The sequence below is a fragment of the Larsenimonas suaedae genome, assembly GCF_023712105.1.
Taxonomy (GTDB): domain Bacteria; phylum Pseudomonadota; class Gammaproteobacteria; order Pseudomonadales; family Halomonadaceae; genus Larsenimonas; species Larsenimonas suaedae.
On record NZ_JAMLJI010000004.1, the window covers coordinates 304625 to 317440 of the forward strand.

General features: G+C 51.3%; 20 protein-coding genes and 3 tRNA genes. 10 read left to right on the forward strand and 13 right to left on the reverse strand.

The annotated features are described in order from the left end of the window. Positions 1–6: 6 nt before the first annotated feature. The 4 genes from NAT49_RS13085 (at position 7) to NAT49_RS13100 (ending at position 614) form a co-directional block, all read left to right on the forward strand. Positions 7–276 (forward strand): oxidative damage protection protein, encoded by a 270-nt coding sequence (locus NAT49_RS13085; RefSeq protein WP_285836139.1) that lies wholly within the window; start codon positions 7–9, stop codon positions 274–276. 88 nt (positions 277–364) lie between these two features. After that, positions 365–440 (forward strand) — tRNA-Phe (locus NAT49_RS13090). 3 nt (positions 441–443) lie between these two features. Continuing rightward, positions 444–518: transfer RNA gene (locus tag NAT49_RS13095), tRNA-Gln, on the forward strand. 20 nt (positions 519–538) lie between these two features. Beyond that, positions 539–614: transfer RNA gene (locus NAT49_RS13100), tRNA-Thr, on the forward strand. A 155-nt stretch (positions 615–769) separates the two neighbouring features. Here the strand turns inward: NAT49_RS13100 and NAT49_RS13105 are convergent. After that, positions 770–1045, reverse strand: a complete 276-nt coding sequence (locus tag NAT49_RS13105; RefSeq protein ID WP_251594933.1) for a hypothetical protein — start codon at positions 1043–1045, stop codon at positions 770–772. Positions 1046–1057: 12 nt separating this feature from the next. Then, positions 1058–1183: a hypothetical protein gene (locus NAT49_RS15025; protein WP_285836140.1), complete on the reverse strand. Its 126-nt coding sequence runs from the start codon at positions 1181–1183 to the stop codon at positions 1058–1060. A gap of 91 nt (positions 1184–1274) precedes the next feature. Between NAT49_RS15025 and NAT49_RS13110 the strand changes: the two genes are divergently transcribed. Together NAT49_RS13110 and NAT49_RS13115 are read left to right on the forward strand one after the other, a co-directional pair. Further along, complete coding sequence (locus tag NAT49_RS13110) at positions 1275–1562, forward strand: transcriptional repressor LexA (RefSeq protein WP_251594934.1); 288 nt, start codon at positions 1275–1277, stop codon at positions 1560–1562. Between the two features lies 1 nt (position 1563). Continuing rightward, the gene (locus NAT49_RS13115; RefSeq protein WP_251594936.1) at positions 1564–1896 is read left to right on the forward strand and encodes a hypothetical protein; all 333 of its coding nucleotides are present in this window, start codon (positions 1564–1566) and stop codon (positions 1894–1896) included. Between the two features lie 536 nt (positions 1897–2432). Here NAT49_RS13115 and NAT49_RS13120 read toward each other — a convergent pair. The 3 genes from NAT49_RS13120 to NAT49_RS13130 form a co-directional block, all read right to left on the reverse strand. Further along, a complete protein-coding gene (locus NAT49_RS13120) occupies positions 2433–2813 on the reverse strand; it encodes a hypothetical protein (protein WP_251594938.1) in 381 nt (126 codons plus the stop codon). Between the two features lie 1002 nt (positions 2814–3815). Then, entirely contained in the window at positions 3816–4190 is a 375-nt protein-coding gene (locus NAT49_RS13125; protein WP_251594940.1) for a hypothetical protein, read from the reverse strand. Continuing rightward, on the reverse strand, positions 4180–5559 hold the full coding sequence (locus tag NAT49_RS13130; RefSeq protein WP_251594942.1) for a PAAR domain-containing protein: 1380 nt from the start codon (positions 5557–5559) through the stop codon (positions 4180–4182). Before NAT49_RS13130 ends, NAT49_RS13125 begins: the two co-directional genes overlap by 11 nt. Positions 5560–5714: 155 nt before the next feature. Between NAT49_RS13130 and NAT49_RS13135 the strand changes: the two genes are divergently transcribed. Beyond that, positions 5715–6260 carry a hypothetical protein gene (locus NAT49_RS13135; protein ID WP_251594944.1) on the forward strand — a complete coding sequence of 182 codons (546 nt, stop codon included), beginning with the start codon at positions 5715–5717 and terminating at the stop codon, positions 6258–6260. 10 nt (positions 6261–6270) lie between these two features. Here the strand turns inward: NAT49_RS13135 and NAT49_RS13140 are convergent, their stop codons facing one another. Continuing rightward, positions 6271–6906 carry a contractile injection system protein, VgrG/Pvc8 family gene (locus NAT49_RS13140; protein ID WP_251595256.1) on the reverse strand — a complete coding sequence of 212 codons (636 nt, stop codon included), beginning with the start codon at positions 6904–6906 and terminating at the stop codon, positions 6271–6273. Between NAT49_RS13140 and NAT49_RS15030 the strand changes: the two genes are divergently transcribed. Beyond that, positions 6855–6980, forward strand: coding sequence for a hypothetical protein (locus NAT49_RS15030; protein WP_285836141.1), 126 nt, complete (start codon positions 6855–6857; stop codon positions 6978–6980). The genes NAT49_RS13140 and NAT49_RS15030 overlap by 52 nt on opposite strands. Positions 6981–7040: 60 nt before the next feature. On the opposite strand, the gene NAT49_RS13145 is transcribed toward NAT49_RS15030, so the two are convergent. Both NAT49_RS13145 and NAT49_RS13150 read right to left on the reverse strand, forming a co-directional pair. Then, entirely contained in the window at positions 7041–7253 is a 213-nt protein-coding gene (locus NAT49_RS13145) for a hypothetical protein (RefSeq protein WP_251594946.1), read from the reverse strand. Further along, a complete protein-coding gene (locus tag NAT49_RS13150) occupies positions 7250–7675 on the reverse strand; it encodes a phage tail protein (protein ID WP_251594948.1) in 426 nt (141 codons plus the stop codon). The genes NAT49_RS13145 and NAT49_RS13150 overlap by 4 nt, the downstream gene beginning before the upstream one ends. A gap of 16 nt (positions 7676–7691) precedes the next feature. Between NAT49_RS13150 and NAT49_RS13155 the strand changes: the two genes are divergently transcribed. Then, complete coding sequence (locus NAT49_RS13155) at positions 7692–8273, forward strand: hypothetical protein (RefSeq protein ID WP_251594950.1); 582 nt, start codon at positions 7692–7694, stop codon at positions 8271–8273. Here NAT49_RS13155 and NAT49_RS13160 read toward each other — a convergent pair. The 3 genes from NAT49_RS13160 to NAT49_RS13170 all read right to left on the reverse strand — a co-directional run bounded on the left by NAT49_RS13160 (position 8219) and on the right by NAT49_RS13170 (position 9969). Next, positions 8219–8815, reverse strand: a complete 597-nt coding sequence (locus tag NAT49_RS13160; protein WP_251594952.1) for a phage tail protein — start codon at positions 8813–8815, stop codon at positions 8219–8221. The genes NAT49_RS13155 and NAT49_RS13160 overlap by 55 nt on opposite strands. After that, a complete protein-coding gene (locus NAT49_RS13165) occupies positions 8812–9123 on the reverse strand; it encodes a phage tail tape measure protein (protein WP_251594954.1) in 312 nt (103 codons plus the stop codon). Before NAT49_RS13165 ends, NAT49_RS13160 begins: the two co-directional genes overlap by 4 nt. 138 nt (positions 9124–9261) lie before the next feature. Next, positions 9262–9969, reverse strand: a complete 708-nt coding sequence (locus tag NAT49_RS13170; protein ID WP_251594956.1) for a LexA family transcriptional regulator — start codon at positions 9967–9969, stop codon at positions 9262–9264. 200 nt (positions 9970–10169) lie between these two features. On the opposite strand from NAT49_RS13170, the gene NAT49_RS13175 reads away from it, so the two are divergent. Then, positions 10170–10424, forward strand: coding sequence for an Ogr/Delta-like zinc finger protein (locus tag NAT49_RS13175; RefSeq protein ID WP_251594957.1), 255 nt, complete (start codon positions 10170–10172; stop codon positions 10422–10424). Positions 10425–10458: 34 nt separating this feature from the next. Here the strand turns inward: NAT49_RS13175 and NAT49_RS13180 are convergent, their stop codons facing one another. Next, positions 10459–11379 (reverse strand): ATP-grasp fold amidoligase family protein, encoded by a 921-nt coding sequence (locus tag NAT49_RS13180; protein ID WP_251594959.1) that lies wholly within the window; start codon positions 11377–11379, stop codon positions 10459–10461. Between the two features lie 10 nt (positions 11380–11389). Next, a complete protein-coding gene (locus NAT49_RS13185; RefSeq protein WP_251594960.1) occupies positions 11390–12685 on the reverse strand; it encodes a flippase in 1296 nt (431 codons plus the stop codon). Between the last annotated feature and the right edge of the window lie 131 nt (positions 12686–12816).

Genomic DNA, 12816 nt, shown 5'->3' on the forward strand with positions numbered 1-12816 from the left:
AGTCGAATGCGAACCGTTCAGTGCCGCAAGTATGGTGAAGAGAAAGAGGGGTTGATGATGCCGCCTCTGCCAGGCGAGAAAGGGCAGGAGCTCTTTGAGACCGTATCCAAGCAGGCGTGGGAAGAGTGGCAGCAGCATCAAACGCGCCTGATCAATGAAAAACATCTGAGTTTACTGGACCCAGATGCGCGCCGTTATCTGATGACTCAGATGGAGCTTTTCCTGGATAACGAGCCTACGGATGTAGCCGAAGGCTTTGTGCCGCCGAGCCATTAATTCTGCTTTACGAATTATTTTTAAAAAAGATGAAAAAGGGTGTTGACCGAATCTCCGGTTTTCGGTTTAATACGCACCCGTTGGCAACGGCCAGATAGCTCAGTTGGTAGAGCAGGGGATTGAAAATCCCCGTGTCGGCGGTTCGATTCCGTCTCTGGCCACCATGTTGGGGTATAGCCAAGTGGTAAGGCACCGGTTTTTGGTATCGGCATTCCCAGGTTCGAGTCCTGGTACCCCAGCCAGTCAACACTGTTAATGCAGTGCCGACATAGCTCAGTTGGTAGAGCAACTGACTTGTAATCAGTAGGTCCCGGGTTCGACTCCTGGTGTCGGCACCATTAATTTTCCATCTAAACCAATTAGTTGGTTCCAAATCAACCGCCATCGAAGGCGGTTTTTTTGTGTCTGTGCGTACTATCCGACGTACTAAACCGCCCGTTTTACTGCTCATCCGACGACCCTACCAGCGGTACGCTCAAATCGTAGACGTCCATCATGGCCGCGCTTCGGTGGCCACTGGCATTCTGCTTTTCGTGTCGGTGATCCCTCGGCGCTTCAGGTCATGTAGGTCAAGGCGCTGTTCAAGGCTGATGATCTCTTCCTTGATCGCCATGCGCATCAGCCGCTCCCAAGTTGTGTTCAGGTTGCTTTTCGAAAGTCGTCGGCGACGATGAGAAAGCGTGCTTCCGGCAGCGCCGGCACTGTTTGTTTTCCTTGTCTGAATCCACATTTGATTTCGTCGCGTCATTGCTGCTTTCCAGGTGGCCATGAGTCGCGGGCTTCAACGAACGATGTTATCTCGGCTGCCCTTGCAGCGGTTGGTCATGACGCCCTCGGCCAGATGATTCGCGTCGGTCAGCGTGATGACCTCGATGCCTCGCAACCTGCACAGATACGCCAACTCCATGACTATCCAGAGGTAGATCGCGCAGGCATCTTAAGGTTCAAGTGTTTGGAAGGCAGGTTCATCCAGACTGGACTGTCACGACAGCCGTTGGGTGCGCGACGAAAACGTGGGCGTGCCCTTTCTGATCGAAATCGTCGGACAGCCCATGTCGTCATCGTCGGATTGGAGCGAAGGCGACTGGCTGGTGATGAGCGAGAAGCAGGCCTCCGCCGATAACGCGCCGGTGGTGGTGGATTATGACGGCGAGCTGCGCGTGATGCGGTATCGGGCGTTTGATGGCCACCGCCGCATTGAAACACTCGAAGGCGCGCCGTACACCGATGCGCGTAATGCCACCCTCAAGGGTGTGGTGGTCAATCTGATTCGGCACGTGAGCTGACATGGCCCGCGCGCAAGATGAGCAGTATACGCGCTTTCGAGACTGGCAAACGTGCGTGCCGGTGCGCTGGGCGCCCCCACGCTATGAACTGATTCAGTGGCGCAAGCGCAAGGAGCGCGCTGGCTGGAAGGATGGCAAACGGTTCGTGGTGCTACGGCGCCGGCCGATCGAATACTGTGCGGTTCACGATGGCCGGATCTGGAAGGGCGCCACGCTGCTCGAGCGCTATCGCGTCGAGGATGGCTTTACCAAGGGCTCACCGGCGTGGCTTTTGATTCGGCAGTACAACGTTGATGCGGTGGTATGGCGGTTGGCTCACCCAATCAGCTTCTGAAGCATGTAAAAGACAACCATAAGGGTACCGCTTACCATTGCTGGTATATAAATCGAAACCAATATACCGGTGATCCAGCGTGATCTTTGGCTGCCAGACGCCCACTCTTCGAAATATAAGGGGTATTTCTCACGAGTCGTCTGTGACTTATAGGTCATGAGTGCTAAGGCGTACTCGCCCATACCCCAGAAATAAAGAGGGTACCAGACCCTATTCTTGTGTGTTTTTCCAGTAAATAGCCTATCCGCAGGCCTGATTATAAAATGAGATAGAATAACTCCTGGTAGAATAGTTATAACCATAATAGTGGCAAAAAACATGCCAGTAAGCTCAATGACAGAGTAGTCGTCAATCATCATCATATCGCTCTTTTCTTATTGCGACCGTCTTGTGCATCTTGGGACTTCAGTAACTATTCAGCGCGCGTCACTTCACATCTGATGCGCGTGCCATACCCACTCTCATCAGGCGAATCCTCGATCTCAGTTATTAGTCATTTTTTTCATCAATATTTGGTTATCAATCACTGGTGTTATTTATAAAAATAACCCGAAAAAATATTTAGCCGCATAGGCTGAAATCATCACGCAGAGGCCTAAGTTTGCGGGTAGATATATGCAGAGCAAGATATATTTTATGAATATAAATTTCTTGGGGCTTTCTTCTATGTTGCTGTTCAGCGTTTGATATTTTTGATTCAGGCTGTCTTTTTTAAATGCCAGGTCCCAAGCGTAAGAGGACATGCCCCAAATGCAAGTTGGAAACCACATTCGTGAGCTATTATTTTCACCAGTAAATATCTTATCTGTTTCTTTTATCGTAAAAAATGAAATAGGGAGTCCTATTGTGAAGAAGGTTCCCATTATTATTGCACCACTCATGCCTATATAATTAGTAATATCAATCAGGGCTTTCACTTTTCTTCTCTTGGTCGTCTTTCTCGTTCCTCAACGCGTTGTAAATCAACTCACCTGACTTTTCTCCAAAGCTGTTTCCGACAACGTCATCCGCATAAACACTTACACCAATGCTAGCAATAAGATCAGTGGCCTAATTTGGGTTTAATTAATGTGGGGCTTTGGGTTTCATAAAGTAACTCTTAGGGCATATAACGCAGCTGTAATCATAAGTGCAATATTTGCTGGCATGTAAATAGTGCAAAGCAATCCTTTAATTATAGTGTATTTAGGTTTTGGCGATTTTGTTTTTTCTAGATAAACAGGATACTTCGCCTCAATTTTGTCCTTTTTGAATAGCAATAGATGCCATGCGTATTGAGACATTCCCCAAAAGCAAAGCGGAAACCAAACGTTTACACTATCGCTTTCTCCCGTAAACAATCGGTCTGTCGCCTTAATGAAAAACGGGAAAAAATTATTCCAATCAGGCCGAGGCCAATCATTGCCGTACCAGAAATGATACAAAGGTGCTCTACGATACTAAGCATTTCCCTATTCTGTTGCTTTTGATGTAATGGTTCTATGAGCTCTTATAATCTGAGAGGCCTGAGTAGCCATCTTAAATTTGGTTTAGCGGTTAATGGCACTAATAGGTATCCAGGCTAAGCAAGATGCTATAAATGGAATATTTCCAGGTGCGTAAACTGAAAATAATATGAACCTTGTTACTTTGTAGCTTTTTGAATTTCTTCTTACAGTCTCAGCGTAATTTGGGTATTTTGTTTTAAGTCTCTCTTTCTTCAAAAAAGAAGCATCCCAAGCATAACGAGACATACCCCAGAAACAAAGGGGAAACCAGACGTTCAAGTTATCACTTTCTCCAGTAAAAACGCGGTCCGCAGTTTTGATTATAAATGGAGACAAAAAAATCCCTAAAAGCCCGAAAAAAATCATTGCTCCGCCAAAAAATATTCCTCAAAGCTCAAAAAAAGAGTAGTCGCCATCTATCAATCGTGGTTCCTATGAAATAAGTTCTTTAAGCCAGTATGCTATTACTGCGATCGTAAAACAAACAAAGCTTGGGATGTAAATGGTCAGAAGCAGTATAGTGACCCAGCGAGACCTCCAGCTTCCCGACTTCCATTCTTTAAAGTAAAGAGGGTATTTTTCTCTTGTTTTAGATGATTTAAATCCCATGAGCGCAATTGCATACTCTCCCATCCCCCAATAACAAAGTGGGTACCAAACTCTGTTTGGGTGAGTTTTACCGGTAAATAGCCGGTCAGCGGGCTTGATCGTAAAGTGTGAGAGTACTAGACCAAGCAATCCTGTGATTATAGCCATTCCGCCCGTAAGCATCCCAATAAGTTCAAGCAAGGAGTAGTTATTGATCATTTTTCTCACTTTCCTTCTTATCAGTATTTTTGCTTTCAGATTGCGTATAAATTAACTCCGCTAAATCACCGGAAAAAGTGCCAAGGCTCGATCCACCAAAATATGCACCACCACCAATAATTGCGGCACCACAAATGAGTCGCCCCGCCGGATGTACACCGATGACGCCACATAGTACCTGACCGTATCTGGCTTCAGCAGCGGCTCCAATGTTACCGCCTATTTCGCCTCCTGCGATTCTACCCAAAAGGCTCCCGTACTCTTTAACAGTAACTCTCATACACTCACTTTCCCGAGACTCTGAACAGGCTTGGGTAACTCGGGCATCGGTTGCATATGTATCAGCGGTAATAGCTGCATAGTTCAGCAGTGAGAGCCCTTTCACCACTGTCCCCGCTTTTCCAATCGCTTCCGAGATAGAAGGTATTTCATAATCGATGAAGCTTTTCAGAGCGGCTTGCGTTTTACTGACTGCAACGCTGCCAGCTACTCCGATCTTGCCTTTCAAATCGTTGGCATCGTCGACGATCTCGAGCTTCACGTTCGTCCACGCATCACCTGCGGCATCAATGCGCTTGAATGCGGACTGGCGCATGGCCTCAAAACGTGCCGACATTCTCTCTGACGCCGAGACATACACACTGTGAATGCGTTCGAGCTCTTTTTGAACGGTTTCCATGAAATGTGTGCCCGCCGCAGAGGCAACCCCGGCCCATGTACTACCTTCTGACAGCTCGTCGTTGTTGACCAGTGCAAAGTCACGCAGTGGTCCGTAATGATCGACCAGCGCCTGCGCTTCAGGGGGTTCCAGCCATTGTACGGTCTGTTGGGCACGTACCGCTTGCTGTCTGAGTTCTTCTTCCTGCTGGGTACACATCTGGCTGGTGTTTTCAGGGTCACTCAACACGACCAGCGTGCCGGGCAGTACGTAATCCGGCAGGTGGGTATTCAATTCGTCGAACTTGGCACTGACTTCGGCAGACGGCGAGGGTAGGATGCGCTGCTTGACCTGTACGCGAGTGCCCGCCTCACGCACAAGTGTGATGCCAGGCAGGATGTCGCTTTTCGGCTCTTCCTCTTCCGGCTCTTCCGGTTCGGTCTGTGCGGTGCGCGGTGGCGCGCTGTTGGCACTCGAGGAGGCGATTACACTGCCGCCGCAGGAGGTCTGGCTGCCGTGAACCGCGGCGGGAGCGCCGTCGATGGTGAACCAGGAGTGCCCCTCTACGATCGATGCGCCACAGGAGCTCATATCGCCGACACGTGCGACGGGAATACCATCGATTACCGATGTGCCGGACGAGACGATGGAATGCGGCCCGCCCTTGCATGAGCACGCGACCTTATCCCCCAGTTTTGCCAGATCCTGCATGACGACCCCATGTTTGACTAGAAATGTGATGGACGTAGGTTAACCAAGTTCTGATATGGGCGCGGTAACGGTTTGTGACCCAATTAACATACAAAAAATCTAAATAAATGATATCTCATGATACGTTTCTGCTTTTCATAGCAAGGGACAACGGCATGAGCATTTCTACAAGCATTTGGGTTCGGCGACTATTCAGTGGGCTAGTCGGTCTTTTGGCTTTGTATTGTTTACTCCTCGATTTAAGTTGGGGGGGGTGGGAAGCCTTTCAGGGCGGTAGCGGTTACGGCATTGTTGGTGGTTTAAATAGTGGCGTCAGTAATATAGCGGCCCAGGCTTTTAATCAGTTGTACTTTACGGATAGCATCAGCTTTTTGCTGAGCCCTATCAATCTAGATCGACCCTTTTCAACGAGTAATGCATATGCGTTGATGGCCTATATCATCCTTCTCATAGCTGCTGTGATATGGGCTGGTGCAGGCAAAGACGCCAATGAAATGAAAGCAATCGACAATGAGCTGAAGCGTGAAAGACGCAAAAGGCAACGCGCAGGGGAAGAAGTTGCTCCAGAGGTTTACAAGCCAGTTTACGACCAGAACGCTTCATCAGTGAAGAACTGGGTAGATTTTCAAAATTGGATTTGGTGCCCCATTATTGCTCCCCTTCTCGTTGCGATTGTCTTGTACATCTTAGGACTTCAGTAACATTAACTATTCAGCGCGCATCACTTCTGATGCGCGTGCCATACCCGCGCTCATTAAGCGAATCCTCGACCTCGGTCACCAGCCATTCCTCCCCATCGATGTCCGATTTCCAGCCGCTGAGCGTCACCGGTGTTTCAGGCATGAGGTCGGCGCGACCCTGTGCCAGTGTCAGCTCGAACGTGGCTTTCCTACGCTGAATCCTTCTGAGTTCCGCCTTGGCGGCCTCGAGGGCGTCGGCCTCGGAGGCGTAGGTGGTGCGTAGATCCTTGAACTTGTCGCCGTCACCGGCGATGGCGGTCTGGCGCACACTGCCGGCGGTGTCGTCCCAGTACGCGCGCACGCCAGTGAAGCTGTCACGGTCGGTCTGGCTGAAGCGGTGCTGATCGCCGTCGCGGCGGGTGAGGGTGATGCGGGGTAGGGCAGTGCCGCTGGCTGTTAGGGCCTCGCCAGCGAGGGTGAACAGCATTCGCTCGGATTTGACCGCAGCGATGGCGTCATAGCGCTCACCGAGCCGGGTCAGAAAGTTGAGATCGGATTCGTCGGTCTGATCGATGTGGCCCACACGAATGCCATGCAACGTCTTGCCGATAGCTGGTGCCGCTTGGCGATGGTATCGATGATGTCGCCGAGGGTGATGTCGTGCCAGGACTTCGACCGCTTGCCGGGCAGCAGGTGGCGCATGTCAGCGGCGCTGGCGTGAAGGGTGAGCCGGTCGGGTGAGCCGCTGTGCTCTAGTTCGTCGACAATGAATACGCCCCGCTCGATGAGTCCTTCGTCCTGCTAGCCGATCGCTACGCTCAGCCGGGCACCGGTGGGCGGCAGTGCGAGTTTGCCGTCGTGGTCGGTAAGCGTCAGGTCGAGCTGGTCGGCTTCCTGCCCGCGCTGGCTGGTGATGCGCAGATCGATCAGTCGACCGTTGATGCGCGGCGTGATGTCCTCGCCAGCCAGGGTGATGTGGTAACTAGGGCGATGGTAGGCGGGTTGCTCGCTCATACGTAGGCCCCGGCCAGCCGCGCCGCGCCGTAGCGAGTGAGATCCCCAATCAGGTCGGTGTGTTCGTCATCGACGTGTTCGAGCGTGAGGCTGAACTCGATCTTGGCGGCGGCGCCGTCTCGAAACAGTGTGCTCGAGGTCTCATCGACACCGGTAATCACCCACAGGCCGTAGTGCTTGCCCGTGGCCTCGACCAGCGGCCACGCCTGGCCTTGGTCGGCCATGTCCCGGATCTGATCGAGGCTGACTCGCCCACCGGTGAACGCTGGCAGCAGCGTGTCCGACAGCGTGATGGTGTCCGTGCCTGGCCCGAGGAACTGATACGCCGGCCGGTCGCCGACACGGGGCTGTGAGGCGTGGCGCCATTCCGTGCGGCGCTGGGGCTGTTGATAAGGTACCGTACTTGTCTCAAATACGAACATTCCGAGAGCCATGAGCATGCTGGAGACCTCTAAAGAGAAACGCCATAAAAACTGGATCGAAGGCGTCTTGATCGTTGGTGTGGCCATGGTTATTCCGATGGCGCTTTTGGCGTTATTGACCGCGACTCGAACTACCGAAGACCTCTTTCAAACCATTCAGAGCTATGATGCGACAGGCTTACTGACGTTTGTCGGCATCATTGGGACGCTCGGTTTTAAAAGAACCTACTACCGCTCGACGGTTGCCATGCTCTTTGCAAGCGGATTACTGCTCGCGATCTCTCAGCTTCTAACCCGGCTATTTCCATATTCTCCCCCTATTAATGGCACTACTTCTCTGCACGTGGCTCTGCCTATAGCAGCCTTTTCATTTGCAATCGTTGGGCTTGTTTCTTGTGCTTTTATTGCTTTGCGACACCATGTAAGCGAAGGCTCTGGACCAACTCCTGCACAGCAAAGAGAGCATGATGAGTCTCGAGCTACTCCCGGTCTCACATCGACGACCGCCACCGCGCCTGTTGCTCCCTTGCCCTCCGATCTAGCTCACGACTTACGGCATTCGCGATCGCGTGCTCGTCGCTCCCGGGTGGGGCGTTGATCGTGATGGTGTAGTGGCTGGTCGAATTGTCCTGATAGCTTGGCGATGTCGACGATGCGTTGGGCGGGTTCATCGCGCTGGCGCTCAAGGCCGATGTTCAGGCCATCCACGGTGTGGCCACCAAGCGCGGCGAACACACGGCTTGGGGAGTGGATGCCCATCTTGTCCTTGAGCCAGCCGGTCACCGAGCTGCCCATCTCCGAGACCTTATTTTTGAGCGCCCCGAACTTGTCGCTGATGCCGCCGATCAGGCCGTCGACGATGAAGCTGCCGAGGTCCTTGAACTTGTCCGGGATCTCGAGGCCGAGCTTATCGAGCGCGGCGGTGATCCCCCGGTATAACAGCCCCACCGGGGACCAGTTGATGAGCAGTTTACCAATGGCCCCGATGCCGCCATTGAAGGCGTCTTTCACCTGCTGCCATAGCCCGCCGAAAAACGCGGTGATCGGTTCCCAGTAGCGGTAGATCAGATACGCCGCGCCAGCGATGGCGGTCACGGCCAGCCCGATCGGGTTCAGCAGAAACAGCCGCCCGACGGTCATGAAGATGCGCCCGAGCCACAGCAGCGCTTTACCGAGTGCCGGCAGAATGCGGCCAGCGTTCCGGCGAGCTTGGGGTTTTTCTTAATCCAGTCGCCGATGCCTAGGGTGATGACGGTGATCGATTGAATCAGCTCGCGCAGTGGGCCGTCGTTGGTGTCGGTGACTGAGATCCCGACCCCTTCCCACACCGAGCGTAGGCTTTTCAAGCCGCCGCCAAGATTGTCGGCCCGTACCCGGGCCATCTCGGCGTTCTCGCCGTAGGCGTTTGAGAGGTTATCGATCAGCGCATCGAGCTGGCCAGTGCTCATCTGGGTAATGATAGAGCGGCTGCTGCCACGGCGTGCTTATCATCTTTGAAAGATTACGTCATGGGTAAGTGCACGAGGAGCAGGGCATGACCTGTGCGCGTCAAGGCGGCTTTAAATGGTCATGCGTGCGATGTCTTGTTAGCTAACCCTGCCGCTGTGCCAGTGGCAATGACCAATGATATGGACATTCTGCAGGGCTTCGGGCGCTATGATCTCAGGGGCATAGTAAGAGTTGTCGGAAGAGAGCCTTAGAGAGCCATCCGAGAGTCGCTGGAGTCGCTTTATCCGAAGCTCGTCCCCTACCCTGATCAAGAATACCCCGTCTGGATTGGTGATTGCCCGATTGATCAGTACAGTGTCGCCATTCTTGAGCGTATTCTCCATCGAGTCTCCTCGTACGCGGATCGCAACGAGGTTTTTGGTGTGTAAGCCTTCGCGGGTAATCCATTCGTCATGAAAGCTTAAAAAGCTGCTGACGTGTTCATGATCAAATAGGCGCCCTGGTCCGGCAGCAGCCTCTATGTCATAAAGCGGCACTCCGGAGTAGTCCTTTTGTATGAATTGATGCTCCAAGTCCATTGTGTGCTTTGAGCTCGATGATTTGTCAGGCCGATCGGGTCCTCGTCCCAGGATGAGCCAGTCTAGGCTAACGTCGTATTCAACAGAAAGTTCAATGCATTCATCGACTGGTATCGTGCCTCGTTTCCTCCAGTTGTGAATAGCGCTTGTTGATTTTCCAAAGCGCTGAGCGAGCTTATAATCAGAGTTCAGGCCTGTAATGGCTTTCATTCGCTCCATGATCGCGCCGGATAGCGTGGGAGGGGAGGAATGGGGGGCTGTGCTCATGATAATTATTCTTCCCTAATAAGTTGACTATTCCCCTTTAAGTAAATAGTCTTAGTCAAAGTGGTACTGAACAATATGAAGCATATCCTATCTGGTAAGTCATGTCCGTTGACGAAAATAAAAAAGCCAGATTCAGCGTCGTTTCTGCAGCTTGACCGTAAGGGCAGGAATTATAAACAAAGGGGATGGAGGAATTGCATATGGATCGTAAAAGTAACCTACGTCTTAGCTGCCCGCATTGCGGAGCGTTTGCTCGAATTCGCAAGAGTCAGCAGATGACGCCGGTCTATAGGGAGGCGGTGGTCGAGTGTCAGAACGCGGATTGCGGCTGGCGAGGAAAATTGGCGCTTGAGCTGACGCAGACTTTGACCTTCAGTCTGCACCCCAATCCCGAGATTAACTTGCCCATGTCGCCCAAGTTGAGAGAGCGTCTGCTCAAGCAATTATCATCTTGAGCGATCGAGCGCTGGGCAAGTCGGGTAGTGATCATCAATCGTTGAAGAGTGCGCCCCACTCTTCATCGATCTGACGCGACCTGAATTTCATGAGTCCTGCCATGGGGGTAAACGTCATCTCTCCAAAATAGATGTCATCGCCAATCAGGTAGAAATCGACGCGCACATACGAAAAGCCTGCTGCCAAGGCTTTTGCGTGTGAGATGGCCTCGTCGAGAGTGCGTGGTTTTTCGAGATCTATATTCGAGTTCAGATGCTCCGAACGAACTTGTACGGGCTTCCAGTCAAGATCAAAGAAGTCGACCTTATAATTGATGAAGCGGTCATGGCTGACCTCAATATAGATGACGGGTTCTTTATCAGGCGCGCTGAAGCAATGGAATTTATAGTCTTTAGGTACCTTTTTGTCTTCATCAAGCAACATCTTCTCGAAGATCAGTCGAGGTTCGATGGGCTTGTACTGATTTTCACGACATACGGTATAAAAGTTTTGCGATAACCACTGCTGGCTCAAATTGTAGAGCTCCGCAAATGATGTATTTCGCTTATCGTCAACCAATAGGTTAAAGCCTGACCCATGACTTGCCTTCATGACAAAGCTATTGGGAAGCTGTTCGAACAGATCCGGCGACAATTCCTTGGCAATGCCGTAATGCGGTATAAGGAACCGCTCGCCGATGGTGTGCTTGACGTACGCCCTGGCTTCTATCTTGTCGCTCAGAATCGAAAAAACCGGCTGTGGGTGAAGTTTTCGATAACAAATCTTTTCGTTGAACGTTTTGGGGTTTCGCAGATTCGGAAACTCGCCAAACGCACGTTTATAGCGTAACGGAACGTGAAGCCTATCTGACAGCGAGTTCATGATGTTGCTTCTAATTGCCGTCATCAGCGCGTCAAAAGCGCGTTTAGGGCTATTCCGTTTACTCCAGCGCGACGTTCGTTTTTGATTTGTCATGACATATTTTCTATCTGGTGCGGTCCTTGGCATCAGAGTTCTCCGTTACAAGCAGCGGCAGGCATGCGCGACATTGTAGTTTTAGGATGCGCCCGCCTTGAAAAAATAGATTGAAAACTACTGATGATAGAATTTCGGCAAGTAGTGTTGCCATGGCAGCGCCAACGCCGCCATATTTGGGAATCAATAAGTAGTTGGCTGCAATGTTGAGCACAGCTACGACAGCCATTTTGTAGAACAGGAATCGATAGCCACCCAAAACTGTAATAGCTCTGTAGCTGATGGTGCCCAGCGCCGAGAAGAGTGTGCTGAATGCACTAATATACAAAATATCGATAGAAGCCGAAAACTGTTCGCCATAAATGAGGCCAACGACCCAGGGGCTCAGTGCGGACAGAATGATCGCTATGGGTAGTGAAAGCCACAAAATCAGTCTGAACAACCGCTCGGTGCGTTTTTCAAACAGATGTGAGTCTCGAGCGGCCTCGCTTACCCGAACCATGTGTGAAGCGATGATTGCTTGAGGGATAAAGATCCAGCCTTGCGCCAGTGTTATGGCGGCCGTGTAATACCCGACAGTAGTATCGTCGATCAGCATGCCGAGCATGATCTGGTCCGTTTTGGTATACAAAACGATGGCCAGGCCCGAAAACGCCAGTGGTAACCCAACTTTTAAAAGGTATTTCGCGTGGCGGCGTGAAATCTTGCCGGTGCTATGTGCTTTGGTTTCATGGTGACGCTTGAAGAAATGGCGTTTCATGAAATAAGACGTAGCCCACTGCAGAACATTGGCGATCGCGAAGGCGGTCACGGAAAGTTTGGCGGCAATGAAGCCAAGCTTTAAAAGAACTGAGGCAAGCAGTGAGGCGTTCTGGCAAAGGGTGTTGATCTTGGATTCGAGTCGCGCATTGAAAAACACCTGAAAGATGTCGTTCGTTGTGAAGAAGCTTCCCCATAGAATGATCAAGAAGACCGTGCGTTTTTGCGCATCTTCAAAATAAGGGATGGCAAACCCTGTGAATGCCAGGGCAAGTAGAGCGAAGATGATCAGTCTGAGCCGTGCCGATGACGCCAGAAGCTGGAGTCCGCTTGGCAGGTTTTTCGCCAATCTGTTGAATACGATATTGTTGGCGCCAAGCGTGGTAAACGGCCCTATAAGACCGGTCATTGCCAGCGAAAAGCCAAGAACTCCAAAAAGCTCGGGGCCAAGGTAGCGAGCCACATACACATTGATGAAAAGACCGGAAAGTACGAAAAAGAGCTTTTCAAACAGGATCCAGAATGTGTTGATGCGAACGGATGACATTAAGGTAGTTGGCCTTGAGTGTTGGGCACGCTAAGAGTGGGTTATAGTGGCATTTTTTGAGTGGGCAAGATGTGCTGAAGCGGATGATTTCGGTAGGCACACAGCTTGTTTCTCTCTTTGAGAGCCATAAA